Origin of the sequence: Aurantiacibacter arachoides (assembly GCF_009827335.1) — a bacterium.
Lineage (GTDB): Bacteria > Pseudomonadota > Alphaproteobacteria > Sphingomonadales > Sphingomonadaceae > Alteraurantiacibacter > Alteraurantiacibacter arachoides.
The window spans coordinates 2,836,791-2,855,681 of the sequence record NZ_WTYH01000001.1 but is presented as its reverse complement, the minus strand read 5'-3'; the positions used below and the strand labels follow the sequence as shown (position 1 = coordinate 2,855,681).

20 protein-coding genes and 1 tRNA gene are annotated in these 18,891 nt (G+C 67.1%); 15 read left to right on the top strand and 6 right to left on the bottom strand.

The window, feature by feature from the left end; genetic code table 11:
- Positions 1 to 17: 17 nt before the first annotated feature.
- Complete coding sequence (locus GRI62_RS14040) at positions 18 to 320, top strand: GNAT family N-acetyltransferase (RefSeq protein ID WP_160731895.1); 303 nt, start codon at positions 18 to 20, stop codon at positions 318 to 320.
- Positions 321 to 329: 9 nt separating this feature from the next.
- Here GRI62_RS14040 and GRI62_RS14035 read toward each other — a convergent pair whose 3' ends face one another.
- The 3 genes from GRI62_RS14035 to GRI62_RS14025 all read right to left on the bottom strand — a co-directional run bounded on the left by GRI62_RS14035 (position 330) and on the right by GRI62_RS14025 (position 2,614).
- Positions 330 to 1,928 (bottom strand): PH domain-containing protein, encoded by a 1,599-nt coding sequence (locus GRI62_RS14035; RefSeq protein ID WP_160731894.1) that lies wholly within the window; start codon positions 1,926 to 1,928, stop codon positions 330 to 332.
- Positions 1,925 to 2,404 (bottom strand): PH domain-containing protein, encoded by a 480-nt coding sequence (locus GRI62_RS14030; RefSeq protein WP_131451335.1) that lies wholly within the window; start codon positions 2,402 to 2,404, stop codon positions 1,925 to 1,927. Before GRI62_RS14030 ends, GRI62_RS14035 begins: the two co-directional genes overlap by 4 nt.
- A 135-nt stretch (positions 2,405 to 2,539) precedes the next feature.
- Positions 2,540 to 2,614, bottom strand: a tRNA-Thr gene (locus GRI62_RS14025).
- A gap of 111 nt (positions 2,615 to 2,725) precedes the next feature.
- Between GRI62_RS14025 and GRI62_RS14475 the strand changes: the two genes are divergently transcribed.
- Genes GRI62_RS14475 through GRI62_RS13980 form a run of 10 tightly spaced genes read left to right on the top strand, consistent with a single transcriptional unit; the run spans position 2,726 to position 11,735 of the window.
- Positions 2,726 to 2,878 carry a hypothetical protein gene (locus GRI62_RS14475; RefSeq protein ID WP_188669355.1) on the top strand — a complete coding sequence of 51 codons (153 nt, stop codon included), beginning with the start codon at positions 2,726 to 2,728 and terminating at the stop codon, positions 2,876 to 2,878.
- Positions 2,879 to 2,931: 53 nt separating this feature from the next.
- A complete protein-coding gene (gene gpmA / locus GRI62_RS14020) occupies positions 2,932 to 3,633 on the top strand; it encodes a 2,3-diphosphoglycerate-dependent phosphoglycerate mutase (protein ID WP_234027472.1) in 702 nt (233 codons plus the stop codon).
- A 2-nt stretch (positions 3,634 to 3,635) separates the two neighbouring features.
- Entirely contained in the window at positions 3,636 to 4,118 is a 483-nt protein-coding gene (purE, locus tag GRI62_RS14015) for a 5-(carboxyamino)imidazole ribonucleotide mutase (protein ID WP_131451334.1), read from the top strand.
- 8 nt (positions 4,119 to 4,126) lie between these two features.
- Positions 4,127 to 5,185: a 5-(carboxyamino)imidazole ribonucleotide synthase gene (locus GRI62_RS14010; protein ID WP_131451333.1), complete on the top strand. Its 1,059-nt coding sequence runs from the start codon at positions 4,127 to 4,129 to the stop codon at positions 5,183 to 5,185.
- Positions 5,186 to 5,188: 3 nt separating this feature from the next.
- Positions 5,189 to 5,677, top strand: coding sequence for a dihydrofolate reductase (locus GRI62_RS14005; protein ID WP_131451332.1), 489 nt, complete (start codon positions 5,189 to 5,191; stop codon positions 5,675 to 5,677).
- Positions 5,674 to 6,924 carry a dipeptidase gene (locus tag GRI62_RS14000; RefSeq protein WP_131451331.1) on the top strand — a complete coding sequence of 417 codons (1,251 nt, stop codon included), beginning with the start codon at positions 5,674 to 5,676 and terminating at the stop codon, positions 6,922 to 6,924. The genes GRI62_RS14005 and GRI62_RS14000 overlap by 4 nt, the downstream gene beginning before the upstream one ends.
- Entirely contained in the window at positions 6,921 to 7,856 is a 936-nt protein-coding gene (locus tag GRI62_RS13995) for a bifunctional riboflavin kinase/FAD synthetase (protein ID WP_131451330.1), read from the top strand. Before GRI62_RS14000 ends, GRI62_RS13995 begins: the two co-directional genes overlap by 4 nt.
- Positions 7,853 to 10,774 (top strand): isoleucine--tRNA ligase, encoded by a 2,922-nt coding sequence (gene ileS / locus GRI62_RS13990; RefSeq protein WP_131451329.1) that lies wholly within the window; start codon positions 7,853 to 7,855, stop codon positions 10,772 to 10,774. The genes GRI62_RS13995 and ileS overlap by 4 nt, the downstream gene beginning before the upstream one ends.
- Positions 10,771 to 11,328: a signal peptidase II gene (gene lspA, locus GRI62_RS13985; RefSeq protein ID WP_131451328.1), complete on the top strand. Its 558-nt coding sequence runs from the start codon at positions 10,771 to 10,773 to the stop codon at positions 11,326 to 11,328. Before ileS ends, lspA begins: the two co-directional genes overlap by 4 nt.
- Positions 11,325 to 11,735, top strand: coding sequence for a DUF3035 domain-containing protein (locus tag GRI62_RS13980; RefSeq protein WP_131451327.1), 411 nt, complete (start codon positions 11,325 to 11,327; stop codon positions 11,733 to 11,735). The genes lspA and GRI62_RS13980 overlap by 4 nt, the downstream gene beginning before the upstream one ends.
- 188 nt (positions 11,736 to 11,923) lie before the next feature.
- Here GRI62_RS13980 and GRI62_RS13975 read toward each other — a convergent pair whose 3' ends face one another.
- Positions 11,924 to 13,216 (bottom strand): hemolysin family protein, encoded by a 1,293-nt coding sequence (locus tag GRI62_RS13975; protein ID WP_131451326.1) that lies wholly within the window; start codon positions 13,214 to 13,216, stop codon positions 11,924 to 11,926.
- A 181-nt stretch (positions 13,217 to 13,397) separates the two neighbouring features.
- Between GRI62_RS13975 and GRI62_RS13970 the strand changes: the two genes are divergently transcribed.
- Entirely contained in the window at positions 13,398 to 14,081 is a 684-nt protein-coding gene (locus GRI62_RS13970; protein WP_131451325.1) for an OmpA family protein, read from the top strand.
- A gap of 64 nt (positions 14,082 to 14,145) precedes the next feature.
- Here the strand turns inward: GRI62_RS13970 and GRI62_RS13965 are convergent, their stop codons facing one another.
- Positions 14,146 to 14,922 (bottom strand): 3'(2'),5'-bisphosphate nucleotidase CysQ, encoded by a 777-nt coding sequence (locus GRI62_RS13965; RefSeq protein WP_131451324.1) that lies wholly within the window; start codon positions 14,920 to 14,922, stop codon positions 14,146 to 14,148.
- Positions 14,923 to 15,024: 102 nt separating this feature from the next.
- Here GRI62_RS13965 and sucC point away from each other — a divergent pair, with 102 nt between their 5' ends.
- The gene (gene sucC / locus GRI62_RS13960) at positions 15,025 to 16,224 is read left to right on the top strand and encodes an ADP-forming succinate--CoA ligase subunit beta (RefSeq protein ID WP_131451323.1); all 1,200 of its coding nucleotides are present in this window, start codon (positions 15,025 to 15,027) and stop codon (positions 16,222 to 16,224) included.
- 2 nt (positions 16,225 to 16,226) lie between these two features.
- Here the strand turns inward: sucC and GRI62_RS13955 are convergent, their stop codons facing one another.
- Entirely contained in the window at positions 16,227 to 17,006 is a 780-nt protein-coding gene (locus GRI62_RS13955) for an exopolysaccharide biosynthesis protein (RefSeq protein WP_188669356.1), read from the bottom strand.
- A 202-nt stretch (positions 17,007 to 17,208) separates the two neighbouring features.
- Here GRI62_RS13955 and GRI62_RS13950 point away from each other — a divergent pair, with 202 nt between their 5' ends.
- Together GRI62_RS13950 and GRI62_RS13945 are read left to right on the top strand one after the other, a co-directional pair.
- Positions 17,209 to 17,955: an electron transfer flavoprotein subunit beta/FixA family protein gene (locus GRI62_RS13950; RefSeq protein ID WP_131451322.1), complete on the top strand. Its 747-nt coding sequence runs from the start codon at positions 17,209 to 17,211 to the stop codon at positions 17,953 to 17,955.
- Positions 17,955 to 18,881 carry an electron transfer flavoprotein subunit alpha/FixB family protein gene (locus GRI62_RS13945; RefSeq protein ID WP_131451321.1) on the top strand — a complete coding sequence of 309 codons (927 nt, stop codon included), beginning with the start codon at positions 17,955 to 17,957 and terminating at the stop codon, positions 18,879 to 18,881. The genes GRI62_RS13950 and GRI62_RS13945 overlap by 1 nt, the downstream gene beginning before the upstream one ends.
- Positions 18,882 to 18,891 lie beyond the last annotated feature (10 nt).

Genomic DNA, 18,891 nt, shown 5'->3' with positions numbered 1-18,891 from the left:
GCAAGAAGGAGAACACCATGGCTAGCAGCGAAATTCAGGTGACCGACGAAACCACCCACGGGGCCTACCGCATGGCCGTGACGGGCAGCGACCGGCAGGCCGAACTCACCTGGCGCGCGAAGGGCGAAGCGCGCGTGGCCGACCACACCTACACCCCGACCGAAGCGCGCGGACAGGGCATCGCGCAAAAGCTGGTCGAACGCATGGTTGCCGACGCCCGCGATCAGGGCTTCACCATCGTGCCGCAGTGTCCCTACGTCGATGCCCTGTTCCGCCGCCACGCGGACTGGGCGGACGTGCTGGCCGATACGCCCAGCTGACGAGGGCTGTCAGCGCGGCAGCTGGCTGAAATCGGTCGCGATCATGCTGTCCAGCACGGCAGCGCGCAGGGAACGGGCATCCTCTCGCCTGAGGCCACGGAAGGCCATCGTCCCGCCGGCGAGGCCCAGGTTGAGGGTGCAGTAACCGAGCCAGCGGCCGAACGGACCCTGCGTAATGCCGGCGGAATGGAGTTTCGCCCGGCTGGCGATCTGCAGGTTGGGCGAAAGCCAGCCGCGCTTGCTCAACACCTGCGCGCGGTCCAGCGCATGGCGTTCCACCCGCCACAGATACCAGCCGCGCAGGGCCTGCCAGGCGGCCACCGGCACGATCAGCAGCAACAGCGGCCACAAAGGCGTGCCCTCGGCGGCCGCGACCACCACCGCCACGGTCAGCGCCACCGCTACCAAGAGCACCGCAAGCCCCGCGCGAATCGCATAATATGCGGGCGCGGGCCGCCACCAGCGCACCGCAGCGCCGGGCAGCGTGAAGCCGGCCTCCGCCACGATAGGGGCGATCTCGTCCATCGTGGCAAAGGGCGCGACCTCGTGGTTGGCCTTGCCCGAATCCTGCGCCAGGCTGATGAAGGCCAGGCCATGCCAGCCAAAGCGGCGACGCAGCCACCCGGTAGAGACGACGAGCGCCTGCACCCGGTGGACGGGCATGACCACGTCGGTCTTCGTCAGCAGGCCGCGGCGGCGGCGGAAGCCCTTTGCCGTACGCTCCAGCAGAAAGCCCCAGTCGCGCACGAAGACCTGCGCCACGCCGCTCGCCATGCCGACGACGATTATGGTGACCAGCGCATAGAGCGCGGCGGCGATCTTGGCCGAAGTGCTGTATCCCGCCAGCGCATCGGCGGCGCCGCGATAGCGTTCGTCCTCGATGAATACGTCCAACCAGTCCCACACGTTGAACAGGAAATCGAACTGCTGCGCCGCGCCCAGGATCACCGCGAAGATCACCAGCGAGAAGCTGAACAGACCGTAGACCAGCAGCCGCCGCGGCTGCATCGCGAACAGCGTGCGCGTGCGGGGGTCGGCAGCGGCGACCGGCACCTCCCCCGCCCCGGCCAGCGGTCCGGCAGCTGAGCCGGCTGGCGCCTCCACGAAGGTGTCGGCCCCATCCACCAGCGCGCGCACCGTCTCCCGCAACCGCTCGCCCTCGGCCTCGGACACGTAGGCGAGCGCGAGCTCCTCCTTGCCGCCCGCACCGGTTTCGAACTTCACTTCCACCAGCCCCAGCAGACGCGGCAGCAGCCTCTGTTCGAGGCTGACATCCTGGATGCGGTCGTAGGGTATGGATCGCGCCGACCGGCTCAGGATGCCCTGCTCCAGCCGCACGTCGTTCTCGCCGATCCGGTAGCGCGTGCGGCTCCACGCCAGCCACGCCGCGCCGATCTGCGCGCCGAAGATCGCCAGCAGGATGGGAAAGACGATCCATGCCGCGCTGAAGTTTTCCGACCGGGCGGCACCGAACAATACGAATGCAGCGGGCACCAGGCCACTCACCAGCCCGCGCGCGGTGCGGGCAAAGATCGACAGCGGATTGACCCGCCGCCACTCACCCGGAGCGACGTCGCCCGCCGCTTTCGCACCGAACGCCTCGTTCACAACGATTCGCGCTTCACGTGCGCGCGGATGGCCTCGCGCATGGCAACCGCGGTTTCGTGCGACAAGCCCGGAAGGACGACCGACGCGTTGTGCGTGCCCGCCGTGTGCAGGATCAGCCGGGCGATGCCAAAGGCCCGCTCCAGCGGCCCCTGCTCGACATCGAGGTGCTGCACCCGGTTGAACGGCACCACGGTATCGGCATGAAACATGACCCCGCGCACCACGCGCAGCCGATCCGCCGCCATGTGATAGCCGCGCGATTGCCAGCGCCTTGTCGGCAGGTAGAAGACGAACAGCGCCGCGATAACCAGCAGGATGATACCCGGCACCCATGCCGGCACCTCACCGGCCAGGCTCAGGCCGAGGCCCAGCGCCAGCAATGGCACCATCGACAAGGCAGCATAGGTGTGCAGCATCGCCTTGTACCGCGGATCGAGCGTGGTGAGCGGTTCATCGTCGAGATCGTCGTCATGCATGGTGTGTTATTTACACCAAGCACCAGGGCCCGCAAGCCAATGAGGCCGCGCGCAGCCATGCTGGGCGCACAACGAACACGAACCCGCGGAAGGGGGGGTCGCGCACGTAAAAACCATTTCTTCCCAATGAAGAAATGGTGCTGCTGGGGAGGATTGAACTCCCGGCCTCACCCTTACCAAGGGTGCGCTCTACCACTGAGCTACAGCAGCGCCGGGCCCGCAACGGGAGGTCCCGCCGGGCTGGCGCGCGCTATTGTCGTCCGGCAGTATAAAGTCAAGCCAAGCTTGAGGTGCCGCGTCCTCTGCGGCAAGAGGTCTCGCATGACGAAGGAAACGCCACCGCCCCCGGGCCGCGAGGAAAGGCTCGCCGCCAAGCTGCGCGAGAACCTGAAGCGTCGCAAGTCGCAGGCCCGGGCGATGACGCAGGGCGATGCCCCCTGCGCCCATCTTCCCAAGCCCGGCGCGTCGCGCTAACGCCCCCACGCACGACCGGGCCTTGCGACGGCCCGCACGACAGGAGAGACCGCTTGCCCAGCCTGAACCGAGCCACTTTGATCCTGGTGCGCCACGGCCAGAGCGAATGGAACCTCGCCAACCGCTTCACCGGCTGGTGGGATGTCGACGTGACCGAAAAGGGCGTGGAGGAAGCACGCGCCGCCGGGCGGCTGCTGAAGGACCGCGGAATCCTGCCAACGCTCGCCTTCACCTCGCTGCAGACCCGCGCCATCAAGACGCTGCACCTGGCGCTGGAGGAATGCGGGCGACTGTGGATCCCCGAGATCAAGGACTGGCGCCTGAACGAACGCCACTATGGCGGCCTGACCGGGCTCGACAAGCAGCAGACGCGCGAAAAACACGGCGAGGAGCAGGTGCACGTGTGGCGTCGCAGCTTCGACGAACCGCCGCCGCCGATCGAGGCGGGCAGCGAATTCGACCTTTCCGCCGACCCGCGCTATGCCGGGATCACCGTGCCCGCCGCCGAAAGCCTCAAGCTGACCATCGAGCGGGTGCTGCCCTATTACCAGGAGGCGATCGTGCCACGCCTGGCGGATGGCGAGACCGTGATCGTCTCGGCCCACGGCAACAGCCTGCGCGCGCTGGTAAAGCACCTCTCGGCCATTTCCGACGATGACATTACCGGGCTGGAAATCCCCACCGGCCAGCCGATCGTCTACGAATTCGACGCCGAAATGACGCCCGGCGAGCGTTACTATCTCAAGGACCGCTGAGGATGGGCGCGCCTGTCGCCATCGTCATGGGCAGCCAGTCGGACTGGCCAACCATGCAATGCGCTGCCGACGTGCTGGACGCGCTGGGCGTCAGCTCGGATGCGCGCATCGTTTCCGCCCACCGCACGCCCGACCGGCTGCACCAGTTCGGCACGGGCGCGGCGGGCGAGGGGTTTCGCGTCATCATCGCCGGCGCGGGCGGCGCGGCGCACTTGCCCGGCATGATCGCTGCGCTGACGCATCTGCCCGTGCTCGGCGTGCCGGTGCGTTCCAGGGCGCTTTCCGGGATGGATAGCCTGCTCTCGATCGTGCAGATGCCTGCCGGCGTTCCCGTGGGCACGCTGGCCATCGGCGAGGCGGGGGCGACCAATGCCGGGCTGATGGCCGCCAGCATCCTCGCGCTGGCGGACGATGCCCTCGCCGCGCGGCTGACCGACTGGCGCGCCGCGCAGACCGCCAGGGTGGCCGAACGGCCCGAGGACTGACGCGGCACATGACGGCGCTCGCACCCGGTTCCACCATCGGCATCCTCGGCGGCGGCCAGCTCGGCCGGATGCTGGCCGTGGCAGCAGCGCAGCTCGGCTATCGCTGCCATGTCTATTCGCCCGAAAGCGACAGCGTCGCCGCCGAGGTTGCCGCGCGGTTCACCTGCGCCGCCTGGCACGATGCCGCCGCGCTCGCCCAATTTGCCGCCGCCTGCGATGTCATCACCTACGAATTCGAGAACGTCCCGGTGGGTCCGCTCGGCGCGCTGCCCCACGGCCTGCTCGCCCCCGGCACGCGGGCGCTGGAAGTGGCGCAGGACCGGGTGCGCGAAAAACACTTCGTCGAGGATGTCGGCGGCACGCCCGCCCCCTATGCCGCAGTCGACCACGACAGCGAGCTTGCCGGCGCCGTCGACCGCATCGGCACCCCCGGCATCCTCAAGACGCGGCGCGACGGCTACGACGGCAAGGGCCAGTGGCGCTTCGAGAATGCCGCCGAGGCGCAAGGCATCCGCATTCCGCAAAGCGGCAGCGTCTACGAAGGCATGGTGCGCTTCGAACGCGAATTCTCGGTGATCCTGGTGCGCGGCCACGACGGCGAGGTGCGCTTCTGGGACAGCCCGGTGAACACTCACCGCGACGGCATTCTCGCCCGTTCCGAACTGCCTGCGCCTGCGATCGTGACCGAGCAGGTGGCGGCGGCACGCGCGCTGGCGCAGCGGGTGGCAGAGGCGCTGGGATACGTCGGCGTGATGACTGCGGAGTTTTTCGCCACGGCGGATGGCCCGGTGTTCAACGAGATGGCCCCCAGGGTCCACAATTCCGGCCACTGGACGATCGAGGGCGCTGTCACCAGCCAGTTCGAGAACCACGTCCGCGCCATCTGCGGCCTGCCGCTGGGCGATACCGCCAGCCTTTCCGGGCGCATGGTGATGCAGAACCTGATCGGCGAGGAATGCCTCGCTATCGAACAACACCTGTCGGACCCTGCCGCGCACCTGCATCTCTACGGCAAGGCCGAACCGCGGCCCGGGCGCAAGATGGGCCACCTGACGCGGGTGGGCTGAGCGTTGCGAGAGGTGCTGTTCATCGTCGCCCGCGCGACCAACGGGGTCATCGCGCGCGATGGCGCGGTGCCGTGGGCGATTCGCGAGGATCTGCAGCGGTTCAAGCGCCTCACGATGGGACGCCCAATGATAATGGGCCGCAAGACCTTTGAGAGCCTGCCCGGCCTCCTCCCCGGCCGCCGCCACGTGGTGCTGACGCGGCAGGCAGACTGGCACGCCGATGGCGCCGAGGTCGCGCATTCGGCAGAAGAAGCGCTGGCGCTGGCGGGCGACGGCGATGTCGCGGTCATCGGCGGGGCGGAGGTGTTTGACCTGCTGTGGCACACGGGCACGCGGTTCGAACTGACCGAGGTGTTCGAAGACACGGCCGGGGATATCACCATGCGCTCTCCCGCAGACGATCCTGCCTGGCGCGAGGTCGCGCGCGAAAGTCGTGCCGCGGCAGGCGGCTTTCCGCCCTACGACTTCGTCACCTTCGAGCGCACCCGGTGAAGCGCGCTCTCCCAGGGGCCGGGGCAGTGCTGCTGGCCATGCTGGCGGGCTTCTTTGCCTTCGGCCCCGGCATCGCGGAGCGGCAAATGAACGTGGTCGAGGGCGGGCCGCTGCCGGAGGTTTCCGGCGAAGCCCGCGCGCTTCACGCCACCCTCACCATCGTCGACCTGCATTCGGACACCCTGATGTGGGCCCGCGATCCTCTGGAGCGTGCCGGCCGCGGCCACATGGACCTGCCGCGCCTGATCGACGGCAACGTGGCGCTGCAGGTCTTCTCCAGCGTCACGAAATCGCCCGCCGGGCTTAATTTCGACCGCAACAGCGCCGATGCGCGCGACAACATCACGCTGCTGGCGGTGGGCCAGCTCCAGCCGCCGCGCACCTGGACTTCGCTCGCCGAACGCTCGCTGTATCACGCCGCCCGGCTGGAGCGCGCTGCCGCCGAGGCGCCCGATGCCTTGCGGCTCGTGCGTTCGCCCGCCGACATCGACGCCGTGTTGGCAGGGCGCGACGCGACCGGGCGGCCCGTGGGTGCGCTGTTCTCCGCCGAGGGGCTGCACAATCTCGAAGGCAATGCGGCCAATCTGCAGCGGCTGCATGATGCGGGCCTCAGGATGGCGGGGCTGGCGCACTTCTTCGACAACGAGCTCGCAGGATCGATGCACGGGCTTGCCAGGGGCGGGCTGACCGCCTTCGGGCGCGACATCGTGACGCGCATGGAGGACATGGGCGTCATCGTCGATATCGCCCACTGTTCGCACCAGTGCGTTGCCGAAGTGCTGGCCATGGCGCGCCGCCCGGTGGTCTCCAGCCACGGCGGGGTGCAGGCGACCTGCGACACCAACCGCAACCTCACCGACGCGGAGATTCGCGGCGTCGCCATGACCGGCGGGGTCATCGGCGTGGGCTATTTCGACGGTGCGGTCTGCGATACCGCGCCCGCCGCCATCGTCGCCGCCATGCGCCACGTGCGCGATCTCGTGGGTGCGGACCATGTGGCGCTGGGGAGCGATTTCGACGGCAGCGTGACGACCGCCTTCGATACCGGGGAGCTGGTGCAGGTGACGCGGGCGCTGCTGGACGATGGCTGGAGCGAAGGCGACATCCGCAAGGCCATGGGCCTCAACGCGCTCAGGGTCTTGCGCGAGGGCATCAAGCCGGCGGGAAGCTACCATCCGGCCGAGGGCGGGCGCTGGCGGGTCGATACCACGCCGCTACCGCCAGCCCTGCCGGAGAACGCATCATGAGGCTGACCCACCGCGATCCTGTGCCCGAGGCGCTGCGCGGCGCGATTGTCGCGCTCGGCAATTTCGACGGCTTCCACCTTGGCCACCAGCGCGTGGTGGCAGAGGCGGTGGACTGGGCCCGCGCCGTGGGCCGCCCGGCCGTTGTCGCCACCTTCGACCCGCACCCAGTGCGCCATTTCGCCCCGCACGTGCCGCCCTTCCGCCTGACCAGCCTCGACCAGCGCGAGGAGCTGTTCAAGGCCGCGGGCGCGGGCGCGATGCTGGTGTTCGCCTTTGACGACGCGCTGGCGGCGACCACGGCGGAAAGCTTCGTCGCCGACCTGCTCGGCGCGCATCTTGGCGCGGCGGGCGTGGTGACGGGGGAGGACTTCACCTTTGGCAAGGGCCGCGGCGGCAATACGCAGGTGCTGCGTGATGTCGGCGCGGCGCACGGCATCGCGGCGCGGGCGATCGGCCCGGTGGCGGATGGCGGCCTGACGGTCAGCTCCAGCCGCATCCGCGACGCACTGAAGGCAGGCGATTGCGAGGTGGCAGGCCATCTCCTCACCCGCCCGTTCACCGTCCGCGGCACGGTCATCCACGGCGACAAGCGCGGTCGCGAAATGGGCTTTCCCACCGCCAACATGGAACTGGGCACCTTCCTTCGCCCGCGCTTCGGCATCTACGCCGTCACCGCCCGCGTGCTGGCAACGGGACAGGTATTGCAGGGCGCGGCCAACGTGGGGGTGCGGCCCACCTTCGATCCGCCGAAGGAACTGCTCGAGCCCTACTTCTTCGATTTCGCGGGCGATCTCTACGGCCAGCAACTCGATGTCGAATTCCGCCATTTCCTGCGCCCCGAACAGCGGTTCGAGAACATGGACGCGCTGATGGTGCAGATGGAAGCCGATTGCGAACAGGCCCGCAAACTCCTAGGTGCGCCCGCGCAATGACCTCCGAAAACATCAAGCGAGACTATAGGGACACCGTCTTCCTGCCGAAGACCGATTTTCCCATGAAGGCCGGCCTGCCGCAGAAGGAGCCGGGCATTCTCGCGCGCTGGGAGGCCGAGGACCTCTACGGCCAGGTGCGAAGCGCGCGAGCGGGCGCGGAGAAGTTCATCCTCCACGACGGCCCGCCCTATGCCAACGGCGACATCCACATCGGCCACGCGCTCAACAAGGTGCTGAAAGATGCGGTGACGCGCACGCAGACGCTGCTCGGCAAGGATGCGCCCTACGTGCCCGGCTGGGACTGCCACGGCCTGCCGATCGAATGGAAGGTGGAGGAACTCTACCGCAAGAAGAAGCGCAACAAGGACGAGGTGCCGCCGCGCGAATTCCGCGCCGAATGCCGCGAATACGCCGCCCGCTGGGTGGACGTGCAGCGCGAGCAGTTCAAGCGGCTGGGCGTCGCCGGCCAGTGGGACGATCCGTACCTCACCATGGCACCGGAGGCCGAGGCGGGCATCGTCGCGGAGCTGTTGAAGTTCGCCGAGAGCGGCCAGCTTTATCGCGGCGCCAAGCCGGTGATGTGGTCGCCCGTTGAGAAAACCGCGCTGGCCGAGGCCGAGGTGGAATACGAGGACATCGTCTCCACGCAGATCGACGTGGCGTTCGAGATTGTTGAGTCGCCCATCCCCGAACTGGTCGGCGCCCACGCGGTGATCTGGACGACGACGCCGTGGACGATCCCGGTGAACCAGGCTTTGGCCTATGGGCCGGATGTTGATTACCAACTGTACGAGTTAAGTTCCGCAATTGATTCATCAGGTGATGAGTCAGCCGATGCAGCGGCTCATGCGCAGCTTCCCCAGTGGCCGAGCAAGGTCTTAATAGCCCATAGTGAGACGATCGCGGGGTCATTCGTGGAGCGTCTGGAGGCGCAGTTGCCCACGGTTGAGGGGCGGCAAGTTCATTTGTTCTTCGATTTGGCAAAGAAGCCGGGTGGCGATTGGGCTTCCTTCAAAGGCTCCGACCTCGCCGGCACCATCGCCCGCCATCCGATGCACCATCTTGGCGGGTTCTTCGCCGAGCCACGTCCGTTGCTGCCCGGCGACTTCGTCACCACCGACAGCGGCACCGGCCTCGTCCACATGGCGCCTGACCACGGCGAGGACGATTTCGAGCTGTGCCGCGAATATGGCATCGCGCCGAAGTTCGTGGTCGACGACGACGGGCGCTACCGCGAGGACTGGGGCTGGCTGCCGCGCTCCGACGAGCGCAGCGCCAGCGTCATCAATCCGAAGTTCAACGCGCCCGACGGGCCGATCTGCTCTGACCTGCGCGAGGCAGGCGCGCTGCTCGCCGCCAGCGCGGACTACCAGCACAGCTACCCGCACTCGTGGCGCTCCAAGGCCAAGGTGATCTTCCGCTGCACGCCGCAATGGTTCGTGCCGATGGACCGACCCATCGAAGACGGGCGAAGCCTGCGCGAAACCGCGCTCGCCGAGATCGAGGTCACCCGCTTCGTGCCCGCCAAGGGCCAGAACCGCATCCGCGCCATGGTGGAAGGCCGCCCCGACTGGGTGCTCAGCCGCCAGCGCGCCTGGGGCGTGCCGATCACGCTGTTCGTCCACCGGGAGAGCGGGCAGTACCTCGTCGACGCGGCCGTCAACGCGCGCATCGTCGAGGCGGTGAAGGCCGAGGGCGTCGATGCCTGGTCCGAGGACAATGCCGCCCGACTGCTCGGCAACGAGTACGACATTGCCGACTACGAGATGGTCACCGACATTCTCGACGTCTGGTTCGATTCGGGCAGCACCCATGCCTTCGTGCTCGAAAGCGGGCGCTGGCCGGACTTGCAGAGCCCTGCCGATCTCTACCTCGAAGGCAGCGACCAGCATCGCGGCTGGTTCCAGTCCTCGCTGCTGGAAAGCTGCGCCACCCGCGGCCGCGCGCCTTACAAGGCCGTGCTGACCCACGGGTTCACCATGGCCGCCGACGGGCGCAAGATGTCGAAGAGCCTCGGCAATACCGTCGATCCGCTGAAGGTGATGGAGGAATACGGCGCCGACATCATCCGGCTGTGGGCCCTCAGCGTCGATTCGACCGAGGACCACCGCATCGGCCCGGAAATCCTCAAGGGCGTGGCGGATACCTATCGCAAGCTGCGCAATACCTTCCGTTACCTGCTCGGCGCGCTGGACGGGTTCGACGAGAGCGAGCGGGTAGCGGTCGAGGACATGCCCGAACTCGAACGCTATATGCTCAGCACTCTGGGCGATCTCGACGGCAAGCTGCGGACGGCCACGCACGATTTCGATTTCATCGCCTACACCCGCGCGCTCAGCGAATTCGCGAACGAGGACCTCAGCGCCTTTTTCTTCGATATCCGCAAGGACCGGCTCTATTGCGATGCGCCCGGCAGCCTTGAGCGGCGCGCCTATCGCACCGTGCTCGATGTGCTGTTCCACGCGCTGATCCGCTACGCCGCACCGGTGCTGGTCTTCACCGCCGAGGAGGTGTGGGGAACCCGCTATCCGGATGGCGGCAGCGTCCATCTCCTCGCATGGCCCGAAGTGCCCGCCGCCGAGGCCGATGCCGCGCGCTGGGCACAGCTGCGCACCCTGCGCGAGCGGGTGACCGAGGCCATCGAGCCGCTGCGCCGCGACAAGGTCGTGCGCTCGGGCCTTGAAGCCGAGGTCGCCGTGCCCGCCGCCGCCGTGCCCGCCGGCTTCTCCGATGCCGACCTGGCCGAACTGTTCATCTCCGGCGTGGTTGCCCGCCACGATGGCGACAGCGTCGAGGTGGCCAAGAGCGACGATGCCAAGTGCGGGCGCTGCTGGCGCCTGCTGCCCGAAGTCGACGAGGACGGCGACCTGTGCGCCCGCTGCGAAACCGTCGTTGCCGAACTGGATACCGCCGCATGACCTCTCTTCGCACGTTCCGCGTGGTCGGCTTCGCCATCGCGCTTGCCATCTTCGTGATCGACCAGTGGGTGAAATACTTCGTCGTCGAGGTGCTCCAGCTCGACCGGGTCAACGAGGTGGAGCCGCTGCTGCCCTTCTTCGACCTTCGCCGCGCCAACAATTACGGCGTCTCGCTCGGCATGTTCGAGGCGACCAGCATGGAAATGCGCTGGATCCTCGTGGCGGTCACCGCCGCCATCGCCATGGGCGTGGTCGTGTGGATGCTGCGCGAACGCAAGGGCTGGGACATCGCCGCGCTCGGGATGGTGCTGGGCGGCGCGCTGGGCAATATCCGCGACCGCTGGATGCATGGCTACGTCATCGACTACGCCGACCTGCATTTCGGCGATTTCCGCCCCTTCCTGATCTTCAACGTGGCCGATGCCGCGATCACCATCGGCGTGGTGATCATCCTGCTGCGCGCGCTGTTCAGCCGCGAGACAGAGGCGCAAGGACAGGACGCGGCGCAAACCCAGGTGACAGCAACGCCCCACGAGACTAGAGAGCCTTCATGACCAAATTCGCCAGCATTGCCGTTCTCGGCCTTACCGCTCTCGGCCTTTCGGCCTGCAATGGCATCAACCTGGGCGATCGTGACCGGCCGGACGAATTTGCCGTCCAGCGCCAGGCACCGCTGGTAATCCCGCCCGATTTTCACCTCGTGCCCCCCGCCCCCGGCGCCCCGCGCCCGGTCGAAGGCACCGCTTCGCAGCAGGCGCTCGACGCCCTGTTCGGCGGCCCGGCCCAGCGCAGCGCGGTCGAAACGCGTACGCTGCAACTGGCCGGCCAGGCCGATCCGGGCATCCGCTCCACCGTGGGCGATGGCGAGACGTACACGGTCGACACCGGCAGCAATGTCCAGTCGATCATCGCCGCGCCGGAAGGTGACGGACAGGCAGGGCGGGCCGTCATTCCCGAGTGATTGCCAAGGGTTGGCGCAGGTGCCTGCGCGGCTCGACAGCGCACTTCTTCGTGCTAAAAATTGCGAGAATGGCGTGAGCCGGGGCCGGAAACGGGCGCGCTAGCGAACCGAAGTGCGTCTGGCGAAGGATGTAAAGCTGGAACGGTGAAGCCCGGTAAGCGCCCGCAAATGCGGGTTCGCCGCCTAAATCACGCCTCGCTCACCAGCAGCTTGTCGATCTTGCGCCCGTCCATGTCGACGATCTCGAAACGCCAGCCCTGGTCGCTGAAATGCTCGCCCTCGGCAGGCAGATGCTTGAGCACGGACAGCGCGTATCCCGCAGCCGTGGCGAATTCGCGATTCTCGGGCAGGTCCAGGCCTAGGCGCTCGGCCAGCGCGTCGGCACCCAGCGCACCCGAGACCAGCAGGCTGCCGTCCTCGCGCTCCACCACCAGCGGGTCGTCGCCCTCGTCCTGGTGGCTGGCGAAATTGCCGGCGATCGCCTCCAGAATGTCGGCATTGGTCACGATGCCATCGAGGTGGCCGTATTCGTCATGCACCATGGCCATGCCGGTGCCCGATTGCTGCAACACCTTCAGCGCATCGAGCGCGTCGAGCTGGTCCGGCAGGACGGCGCACTTGCGAATGAGATCGGGCAGGACGACCGAGTGTCCCTCCAGCCGCACCGCCAGCACTTCGCGCACTTTTACGACGCCCAGCATCCGGTCGACCGAGCCATCGGCCACCGGCAGCAGCGAGTGCGGCGATTCGGCAAAGGTTTCGGCCATCTCCTCCGCCCCCGCGTTCACGTCCAGCCAGTCGATCTCGGTGCGCGGCGTCATCACCTCGCGCACGGGCCGGTCGGCAAGGCGCATGATGCCCGACAGGATTGCCCGCTCCTGCTCCTCTATCAGGCCGGTGCGCGTGGCATCGGCGAATATCATGTGCAGCTCCTCCGCGCTCAGCCGGTGATCGCCCTTGTGGCGGATGCCAAGCGCGGAGAGCAGCAGGTTGGACGTCGTATCCAGCAGCCAGACGAATGGCGCGGCCACCCTCGCCAGCAGGTCCATCGGAATGGCCATGACCAGCGAAATGGGCACGGCGTTGCGCAGGGCGAATTGCTTGGGCACCAGTTCACCCACCACCACCGAGAAGAACGTGGTGAGCACGATGACGACGACGTAACCCACGTTGGTGGCGATATCGGGGTCCACGCCCAGCGCGGCGAAGCGTTGGCCCACCGGCTCGCCCAAGGTGGCACCCGATACCGCGCCGGAGATGACGCCGATCAAGGTGATGCCGATCTGCACGGTGGAGAGGAACTTGCCCGGCTCCCCCGCCAGCCGCAGCGCGACATCGGCGCTCTTGCTGCCTCGCTCCGCCGCCATCTTCAGCTGCGCCGTGCGGGCCGAAACGATGGCCAGCTCCGACATGGCGAAGACGCCATTGAGAACGATCAGGAGAGCGAGCGCGACAAGGTAAACCCAGGGGAACGGCGTCATCAGGCCGCGGTCGCTAGCAGGTTTCGCCGACAGGGCGAAGGCTGTTCGTGGACCGCGGTGAGAAATCTCTGGCGGGAACCGCGCGGAACACTGTGGGCAAAGCGGCGTTACGAGGAGGCAAGGCCAGCCCCTCGCCCCAGCATCGGTCAAGTGGCTTGCGCTCTTTTGGAGGTCCAAAGCTATGAAATTCAAGAAACTCCTCGTCACCTCGGCTGCTGGTCTCGCGCTTGTCGGCGCGACCAGTGCCTGCGTCACCGATCCCAACACCGGCAACCAGGTCATTTCCCGCACCGCCATCGGCGGCCTCGGCGGCGCTGGCCTTGGCTACCTGCTGGGTGGCCTGATCGGCGGCAAGACGGCCCGCATCGTAGGCGCCGGCATCGGCGGCGCGGCGGGCGGTTATGTCGGCTACCGCATGGACGAACAGATCCGCGAGATCGAGGAAGTCACCTCGGGCACCGGCGTCAACGTTGGCCAGACCCCCAACGGCGACGGCATTCTCGTGACATTCCCCGATGTCACCTTTGCCACCAACCAGGCGACCATCTCGCCCTCGATGCGCAACGTGCTCGACGGCGTGGCGCAGTCGATGATCAACTACCCCAACTCGCTAATCGACGTGATGGGCCACACCGATGCGACCGGCAGCGACCAGTACAACCTCGACCTGTCGCGTCGCCGTGCCGAATCGGTGGCGAACTATCTCACCAGCCGCGGCGTTGCCCGCACCCGCATGGAGACGATCGGTTACGGCGAGCAGTATCCCGTTGCCGACAACACCAGCGAATCGGGCCGCGCGCAGAACCGCCGCGTGGAAATCCGCATCACCCCGGTGACCCAGGCGGACGTCAACTCCGCCTATTGATCCAGGCTTCGAGTAAGAAAGGGGGCCGCGCCGCGAGGCGTGGCCCTTTTTCGTCGGCGGAGCGTCACGCCAGACGCGCAGCCCGCTCCGCCAGCCTGTCGACCGCGGCGGCATGGATACCAGGGGCGCTCGCCAACAGGCCAAAGGCGCGCGGGTCACGCTTGTTATAGGCCAGCGGCTTGCCAAAGACGTCGGTCACGCTTGCCCCAGCCTCGCGCGCAATCAGCGCGGCAGCGGCGATGTCCCATTCGTAACCCCAGCGCAGTGTCGCGACGAGATCGGCGCGGGCATCGGCCACCATGGCCACGCGCAGCGCGATCGAATTGGGCTGCTCTACCGCCACGAGGTCGTGGTCTTCGCGCGGCAGGTCGTGGGTGGGCACCCTGGCGCCGGCCAGCACCTTCCTCGCGCTTGCCCGAAGGCGCGTCCCGTTGAGCCAGGCCCCCTTGCCGGCGGTAGACGACCAGACCTCGCCGCGCGCCGGGGCGACCAGCGTGCCGATCAGGGGCCGGCCCGCGCTAATGAGCGCGACCGAGACCGCCCACCCGGCCCGCCCGCGAATGAAATCGCGCGTGCCGTCGATGGGATCGACCAGCCAGATCAAGCCCTTGTCCAGCCGCGCGGTGTTGTCCGCTGTTTCTTCCGACAGCCAGCCAGCGGCGGGCAACAGGCGCCCCAGTTCCCGGCGCAGGAAGCCATCGACCTCGATATCCGCATCGCACACCGGGTTGCCGGGCGTTTTCTCCCAGCTCTTCAGCTGATGCCCGGCGCCGGGCCAGCGCTGTAGCGCCATGTGACCCGCTTCGCGGCAGATCTGTTCGAGTCTCATCCGGTCGATCATGCGTAAAGGCGCCATGATACGGCGAGAGAGGGTTTGCAAGCGTGGCGCTATGGTGCTTTAGGCAGCCCGTATTTTCCCTTTTCCAACATCCAGGCACAGCGCATGAACATCCACGAATACCAGGCCAAGGAACTGCTCGCGAAATACGGCATCGGCGTGCCCGCAGGCTTTGCGGCGACGAGCGTAGAGGATGCCGTGGCGGCGGCCGAGAAGCTTCCCGGACCGCTCTACGTGGTCAAGGCGCAGATCCATGCGGGCGGGCGCGGCAAAGGCAAGTTTTCGGAACTGCCTGCAGAGGCCAAGGGCGGTGTGCGGCTCGCCCATTCGCTCGACGACGTGCGCCGTGACGCGGGTGAGATGCTGGGCAACACGCTGGTCACCATCCAGACCGGCGACGCCGGCAAGCAGGTCAATCGCCTTTATGTGACCGATGGCGTGGACATCGAACACGAATACTACCTGTCGATGGTGGTCGACCGCGCGACCGATCGCGTGGCCATGATCGTTTCCACCGAAGGCGGTATGGATATCGAGGAAGTGGCCCACCACACGCCCGAGAAGATCGCCACGATCGGCATCGACCCGGCAACCGGCTTCATGCCGCACCACGGCCGCGCCGTGGCCGTTGCGCTGAAGCTGGAAGGCGCCATGGCCAAGGCCGCGCAGAAGCTGGCGAGGCAGCTGTACGAGGCCTTCGTCGCGCTCGACTGCGCCATGCTGGAAATCAATCCGCTGGTGGAAACCAAGACCGGCGAGCTGCTGGTGCTCGATACCAAGATGAGCTTCGATTCGAATGCCGAATTCCGCCATCACGACTACGAGAACTTGCGCGACGAGACCGAGGAAGACCCGATGGAGGTCGAGGCGAGCAAGCACGACCTCGCCTACATCAAGCTGGACGGCAACATCGGCTGCATGGTCAACGGCGCAGGCCTCGCCATGGCGACGATGGACATCATCAAGCTGAACGGAGCCTTCCCGGCCAACTTCCTCGACGTGGGCGGCGGCGCCACCACCGAAAAGGTGACCGCGGCGTTTAAGATCATCCTGTCCGATCCGGCGGTGGAGGGCATCCTCGTCAACATCTTCGGCGGCATCATGAAGTGCGACGTGATCGCCGACGGCATCGTGTCGGCTGCCAGGGATGTCGATCTCAACGTGCCGCTGGTGGTGCGCCTGGAAGGCACGAACGTGCAGCAGGGCAAGGATATCCTCGCCAATTCCGGCCTGCCGATCATCCCGGCGGACGACCTGGGCGATGCGGCACGAAAGATCGTGGCAGAGGTGAAGAAGGCGGCCTGACCCTAGTCGGAGACGGCGTCTTCGACCTCGTCGGCGACATCCCCGGCAACGTGATTGGCAGCGTCCTCCACCACGTCGACCGCCTCCTGCCCGCCCGCCTCGATGGCCGTGCCCGCTTCGGCGGCGCCGGCCTCGACGGTGTCGATCGTCTCCTGCTTTACCATGCCATCGACGGCAGCCGTATCGCTCAGGCCGCCGTCGACATGATCCCAGCCCATCAGGCCCATCGCCGCCAGGCTGGCGGTCAGCGCGGCGGCCATCAGCACGCCATCGCGCACCAGCACGGCAAGCCCGAAGCTGGCGATGGCCAGCATCGGCGCACTGCTGGCAAATGGCAGCACCTCCAGGAAAGGCACCATCAGGCACAGGACAATGATGATGGCCGCGGCGATCTGCGAGAAGGGCGCGCGCGTCATCGGCTTCATGCGGCGATGGAAATGACGGTCGAGGAATCGCGCGAGCGGGCGCAGCCTGACCACCCCGGCGGCCAGCTTTTCCGCCGCCACGCAGCGATTGGCGATCACGCCGGGCAGCCACAGGTGGCGATGGCCCAGCATCTTCTGCGCCGCGACGAGCGCGATGGTAACCGCCAGGAACGTGGGCACGCCCGGGATCGCGCCCACCGGCGTCAGTTCGAGCAGCGCGGGCACCATGATTGCCGGGCCATAGGTGCGGGTGCCAAAGGCGCCCACGATCCTGTCCACCGACACCGTGTCGCATTCGCCGGTCAGGTCTTCCAGGCAATCGAGAATGTCGCCTACGCTGTAGGGCGTGGTGGTCATCGTCTCTCTCCCCCGCCCCAACGCGCCGCGGCGGCTGATGTTTCGCCTCCCGCTTGTCGCCCCTAGGGCGGTGCTTGGCGAAGCGGCACCAATCGCCTAGGCTGTCGTTACAAACATGCGCCGCGACGCAAGCTTGCTTGACCTATACGTCAGGCACCTTACACAAGCGGGAAGACACGAATTCAGCCGAGAGGTTCAATCCATGAAAATCCTCGTCCCCGTGAAACGGGTGATCGACTACAACGTGAAGCCGCGCGTCAAGGCGGACGGGTCGGGCGTCGACCTTGCCAACGTCAAGATGAGCATGAATCCGTTTGACGAGATCGCCGTGGAAGAGGCGTTGCGTTTGCGCGAGGCGGGCAAGGCGACCGAGGTGATCGCCGTCTCGATCGGCCCGGCCAAGGCGCAGGAAACGCTGCGCACCGCGCTGGCCATGGGCGCGGACCGCGCCATCCTGGTGCAGACGGACGATGCGGTCGAACCGCTGGCCGTCGCCAAGATCCTGAAAGCCATCGCGGCGGAGGAAGAGCCCGGCATCGTCATGCTGGGCAAACAGGCGATCGACGACGATTCCAACCAGACCGGGCAGATGCTCGCCGCGCTGATAGACCGGCCGCAGGGCACCTTTGCCAGCAAGGTCGAGATCGACGGCGATCATGTCTCCGTCACCCGCGAGGTCGACGGCGGCCTTGAAACCGTCAAGCTGACGCTGCCTGCGGTCGTCACCACGGACCTGCGCCTGAACGAGCCGCGCTATGCCAGCCTGCCCAACATCATGAAGGCCAAGTCCAAGCCGCTCGCGACCAAGACCCCCGCCGATTACGGCGTGGATACCGCGCCGCGGCTCACCACCACCCATGTCGGCGAACCGCCGGTGCGCGTCGCGGGCGAGATCGTCGCCGACGTGGACGCGCTGGTCGCCAAGCTCAAAGCCCTCGGAGTTGCCTGATGACCGCTCTCGTATTCGCTGAACCGCATGGTGATGGCGTCGCCGATGCGACCCTTGCCACCGTCACCGCCGCCGCGAAGCTGGGGGGCGATGTCCACGTGCTCGTCACCGGCTCCGATGCCGCCGGCCAGGCCCATGCCGCCATCGCGGGCGTTGCCAAGGTCCTCGTCGCTTCCGACGATGCCTATGCCAATGGCCTTGCCGAAAACCTCGCGCCGCTGATCGTCGGCCTTGCCAGCGATTATGACGCGGTGCTGGCGCCGGCAACCACCACAGGCAAGAACGTGCTGCCGCGCGTTGCCGCCACGCTCGACGTGATGCAGGTGTCGGACATCATCAGCGTGGAGGGGCCCAAGTCCTTCAAGCGCCCAATCTACGCCGGCAACGCGATCGCAACGGTCGAAAGCAGCGATCCCAAGCTGGTCATTACCGTGCGCACCACCACGTTTGAAAAGGCGGCCGCGGAAGGCGGTTCGGCCAGCGTCGAGGCGGTCAGCGGAGCCGGCAGTGCGGGATCGAGCGCGTTCGTCTCGCTCGACGCGGTCAAGTCCGACCGGCCCGAACTGACCAGCGCCAAGATCATCGTCTCGGGCGGTCGAGCGTTGAAGGACGGCGACACCTTTCAGCAGATCATCACGCCGCTTGCCGACAAGCTGGGTGCCGCCATCGGCGCCAGCCGTGCGGCGGTGGACGCAGGCTATGTGCCCAACGATTACCAGGTCGGCCAGACGGGCAAGATCGTCGCCCCTGAAGTCTACATCGCCATCGGCATTTCGGGCGCGATCCAGCACCTTGCCGGCATGAAGGATTCCAAGGTGATCGTCGCCATCAACAAGGATGCCGACGCGCCGATCTTCCAGGTCGCCGACGTGGGGCTGGTGGGTGACTTGTTCAACCTGGTGCCGGAGTTGACAAGCAAGCTCTAGGGCAGACTTG

Bases quoted from the DNA above. Each gene is read 5' to 3' on its own strand.
- GRI62_RS14040 (WP_160731895.1), top strand. From the start codon at position 18: ATGGCTAGCAGCGAAATTCAGGTGACCGACGAAACCACCCACGGGGCC.
- GRI62_RS14030 (WP_131451335.1), bottom strand. From the start codon at position 2,404: ATGCATGACGACGATCTCGACGATGAACCGCTCACCACGCTCGATCCG.
- GRI62_RS14475 (WP_188669355.1), top strand. From the start codon at position 2,726: ATGACGAAGGAAACGCCACCGCCCCCGGGCCGCGAGGAAAGGCTCGCC.
- purE (WP_131451334.1), top strand. From the start codon at position 3,636: ATGGGCGCGCCTGTCGCCATCGTCATGGGCAGCCAGTCGGACTGGCCA.
- GRI62_RS14010 (WP_131451333.1), top strand. From the start codon at position 4,127: ATGACGGCGCTCGCACCCGGTTCCACCATCGGCATCCTCGGCGGCGGC.
- GRI62_RS13995 (WP_131451330.1), top strand. From the start codon at position 6,921: ATGAGGCTGACCCACCGCGATCCTGTGCCCGAGGCGCTGCGCGGCGCG.
- ileS (WP_131451329.1), top strand. From the start codon at position 7,853: ATGACCTCCGAAAACATCAAGCGAGACTATAGGGACACCGTCTTCCTG.
- lspA (WP_131451328.1), top strand. From the start codon at position 10,771: ATGACCTCTCTTCGCACGTTCCGCGTGGTCGGCTTCGCCATCGCGCTT.
- GRI62_RS13980 (WP_131451327.1), top strand. From the start codon at position 11,325: ATGACCAAATTCGCCAGCATTGCCGTTCTCGGCCTTACCGCTCTCGGC.
- GRI62_RS13975 (WP_131451326.1), bottom strand. From the start codon at position 13,216: ATGACGCCGTTCCCCTGGGTTTACCTTGTCGCGCTCGCTCTCCTGATC.
- GRI62_RS13970 (WP_131451325.1), top strand. From the start codon at position 13,398: ATGAAATTCAAGAAACTCCTCGTCACCTCGGCTGCTGGTCTCGCGCTT.
- GRI62_RS13965 (WP_131451324.1), bottom strand. From the start codon at position 14,922: ATGATCGACCGGATGAGACTCGAACAGATCTGCCGCGAAGCGGGTCAC.
- sucC (WP_131451323.1), top strand. From the start codon at position 15,025: ATGAACATCCACGAATACCAGGCCAAGGAACTGCTCGCGAAATACGGC.
- GRI62_RS13955 (WP_188669356.1), bottom strand. From the start codon at position 17,006: ATGACCACCACGCCCTACAGCGTAGGCGACATTCTCGATTGCCTGGAA.
- GRI62_RS13950 (WP_131451322.1), top strand. From the start codon at position 17,209: ATGAAAATCCTCGTCCCCGTGAAACGGGTGATCGACTACAACGTGAAG.
- GRI62_RS13945 (WP_131451321.1), top strand. From the start codon at position 17,955: ATGACCGCTCTCGTATTCGCTGAACCGCATGGTGATGGCGTCGCCGAT.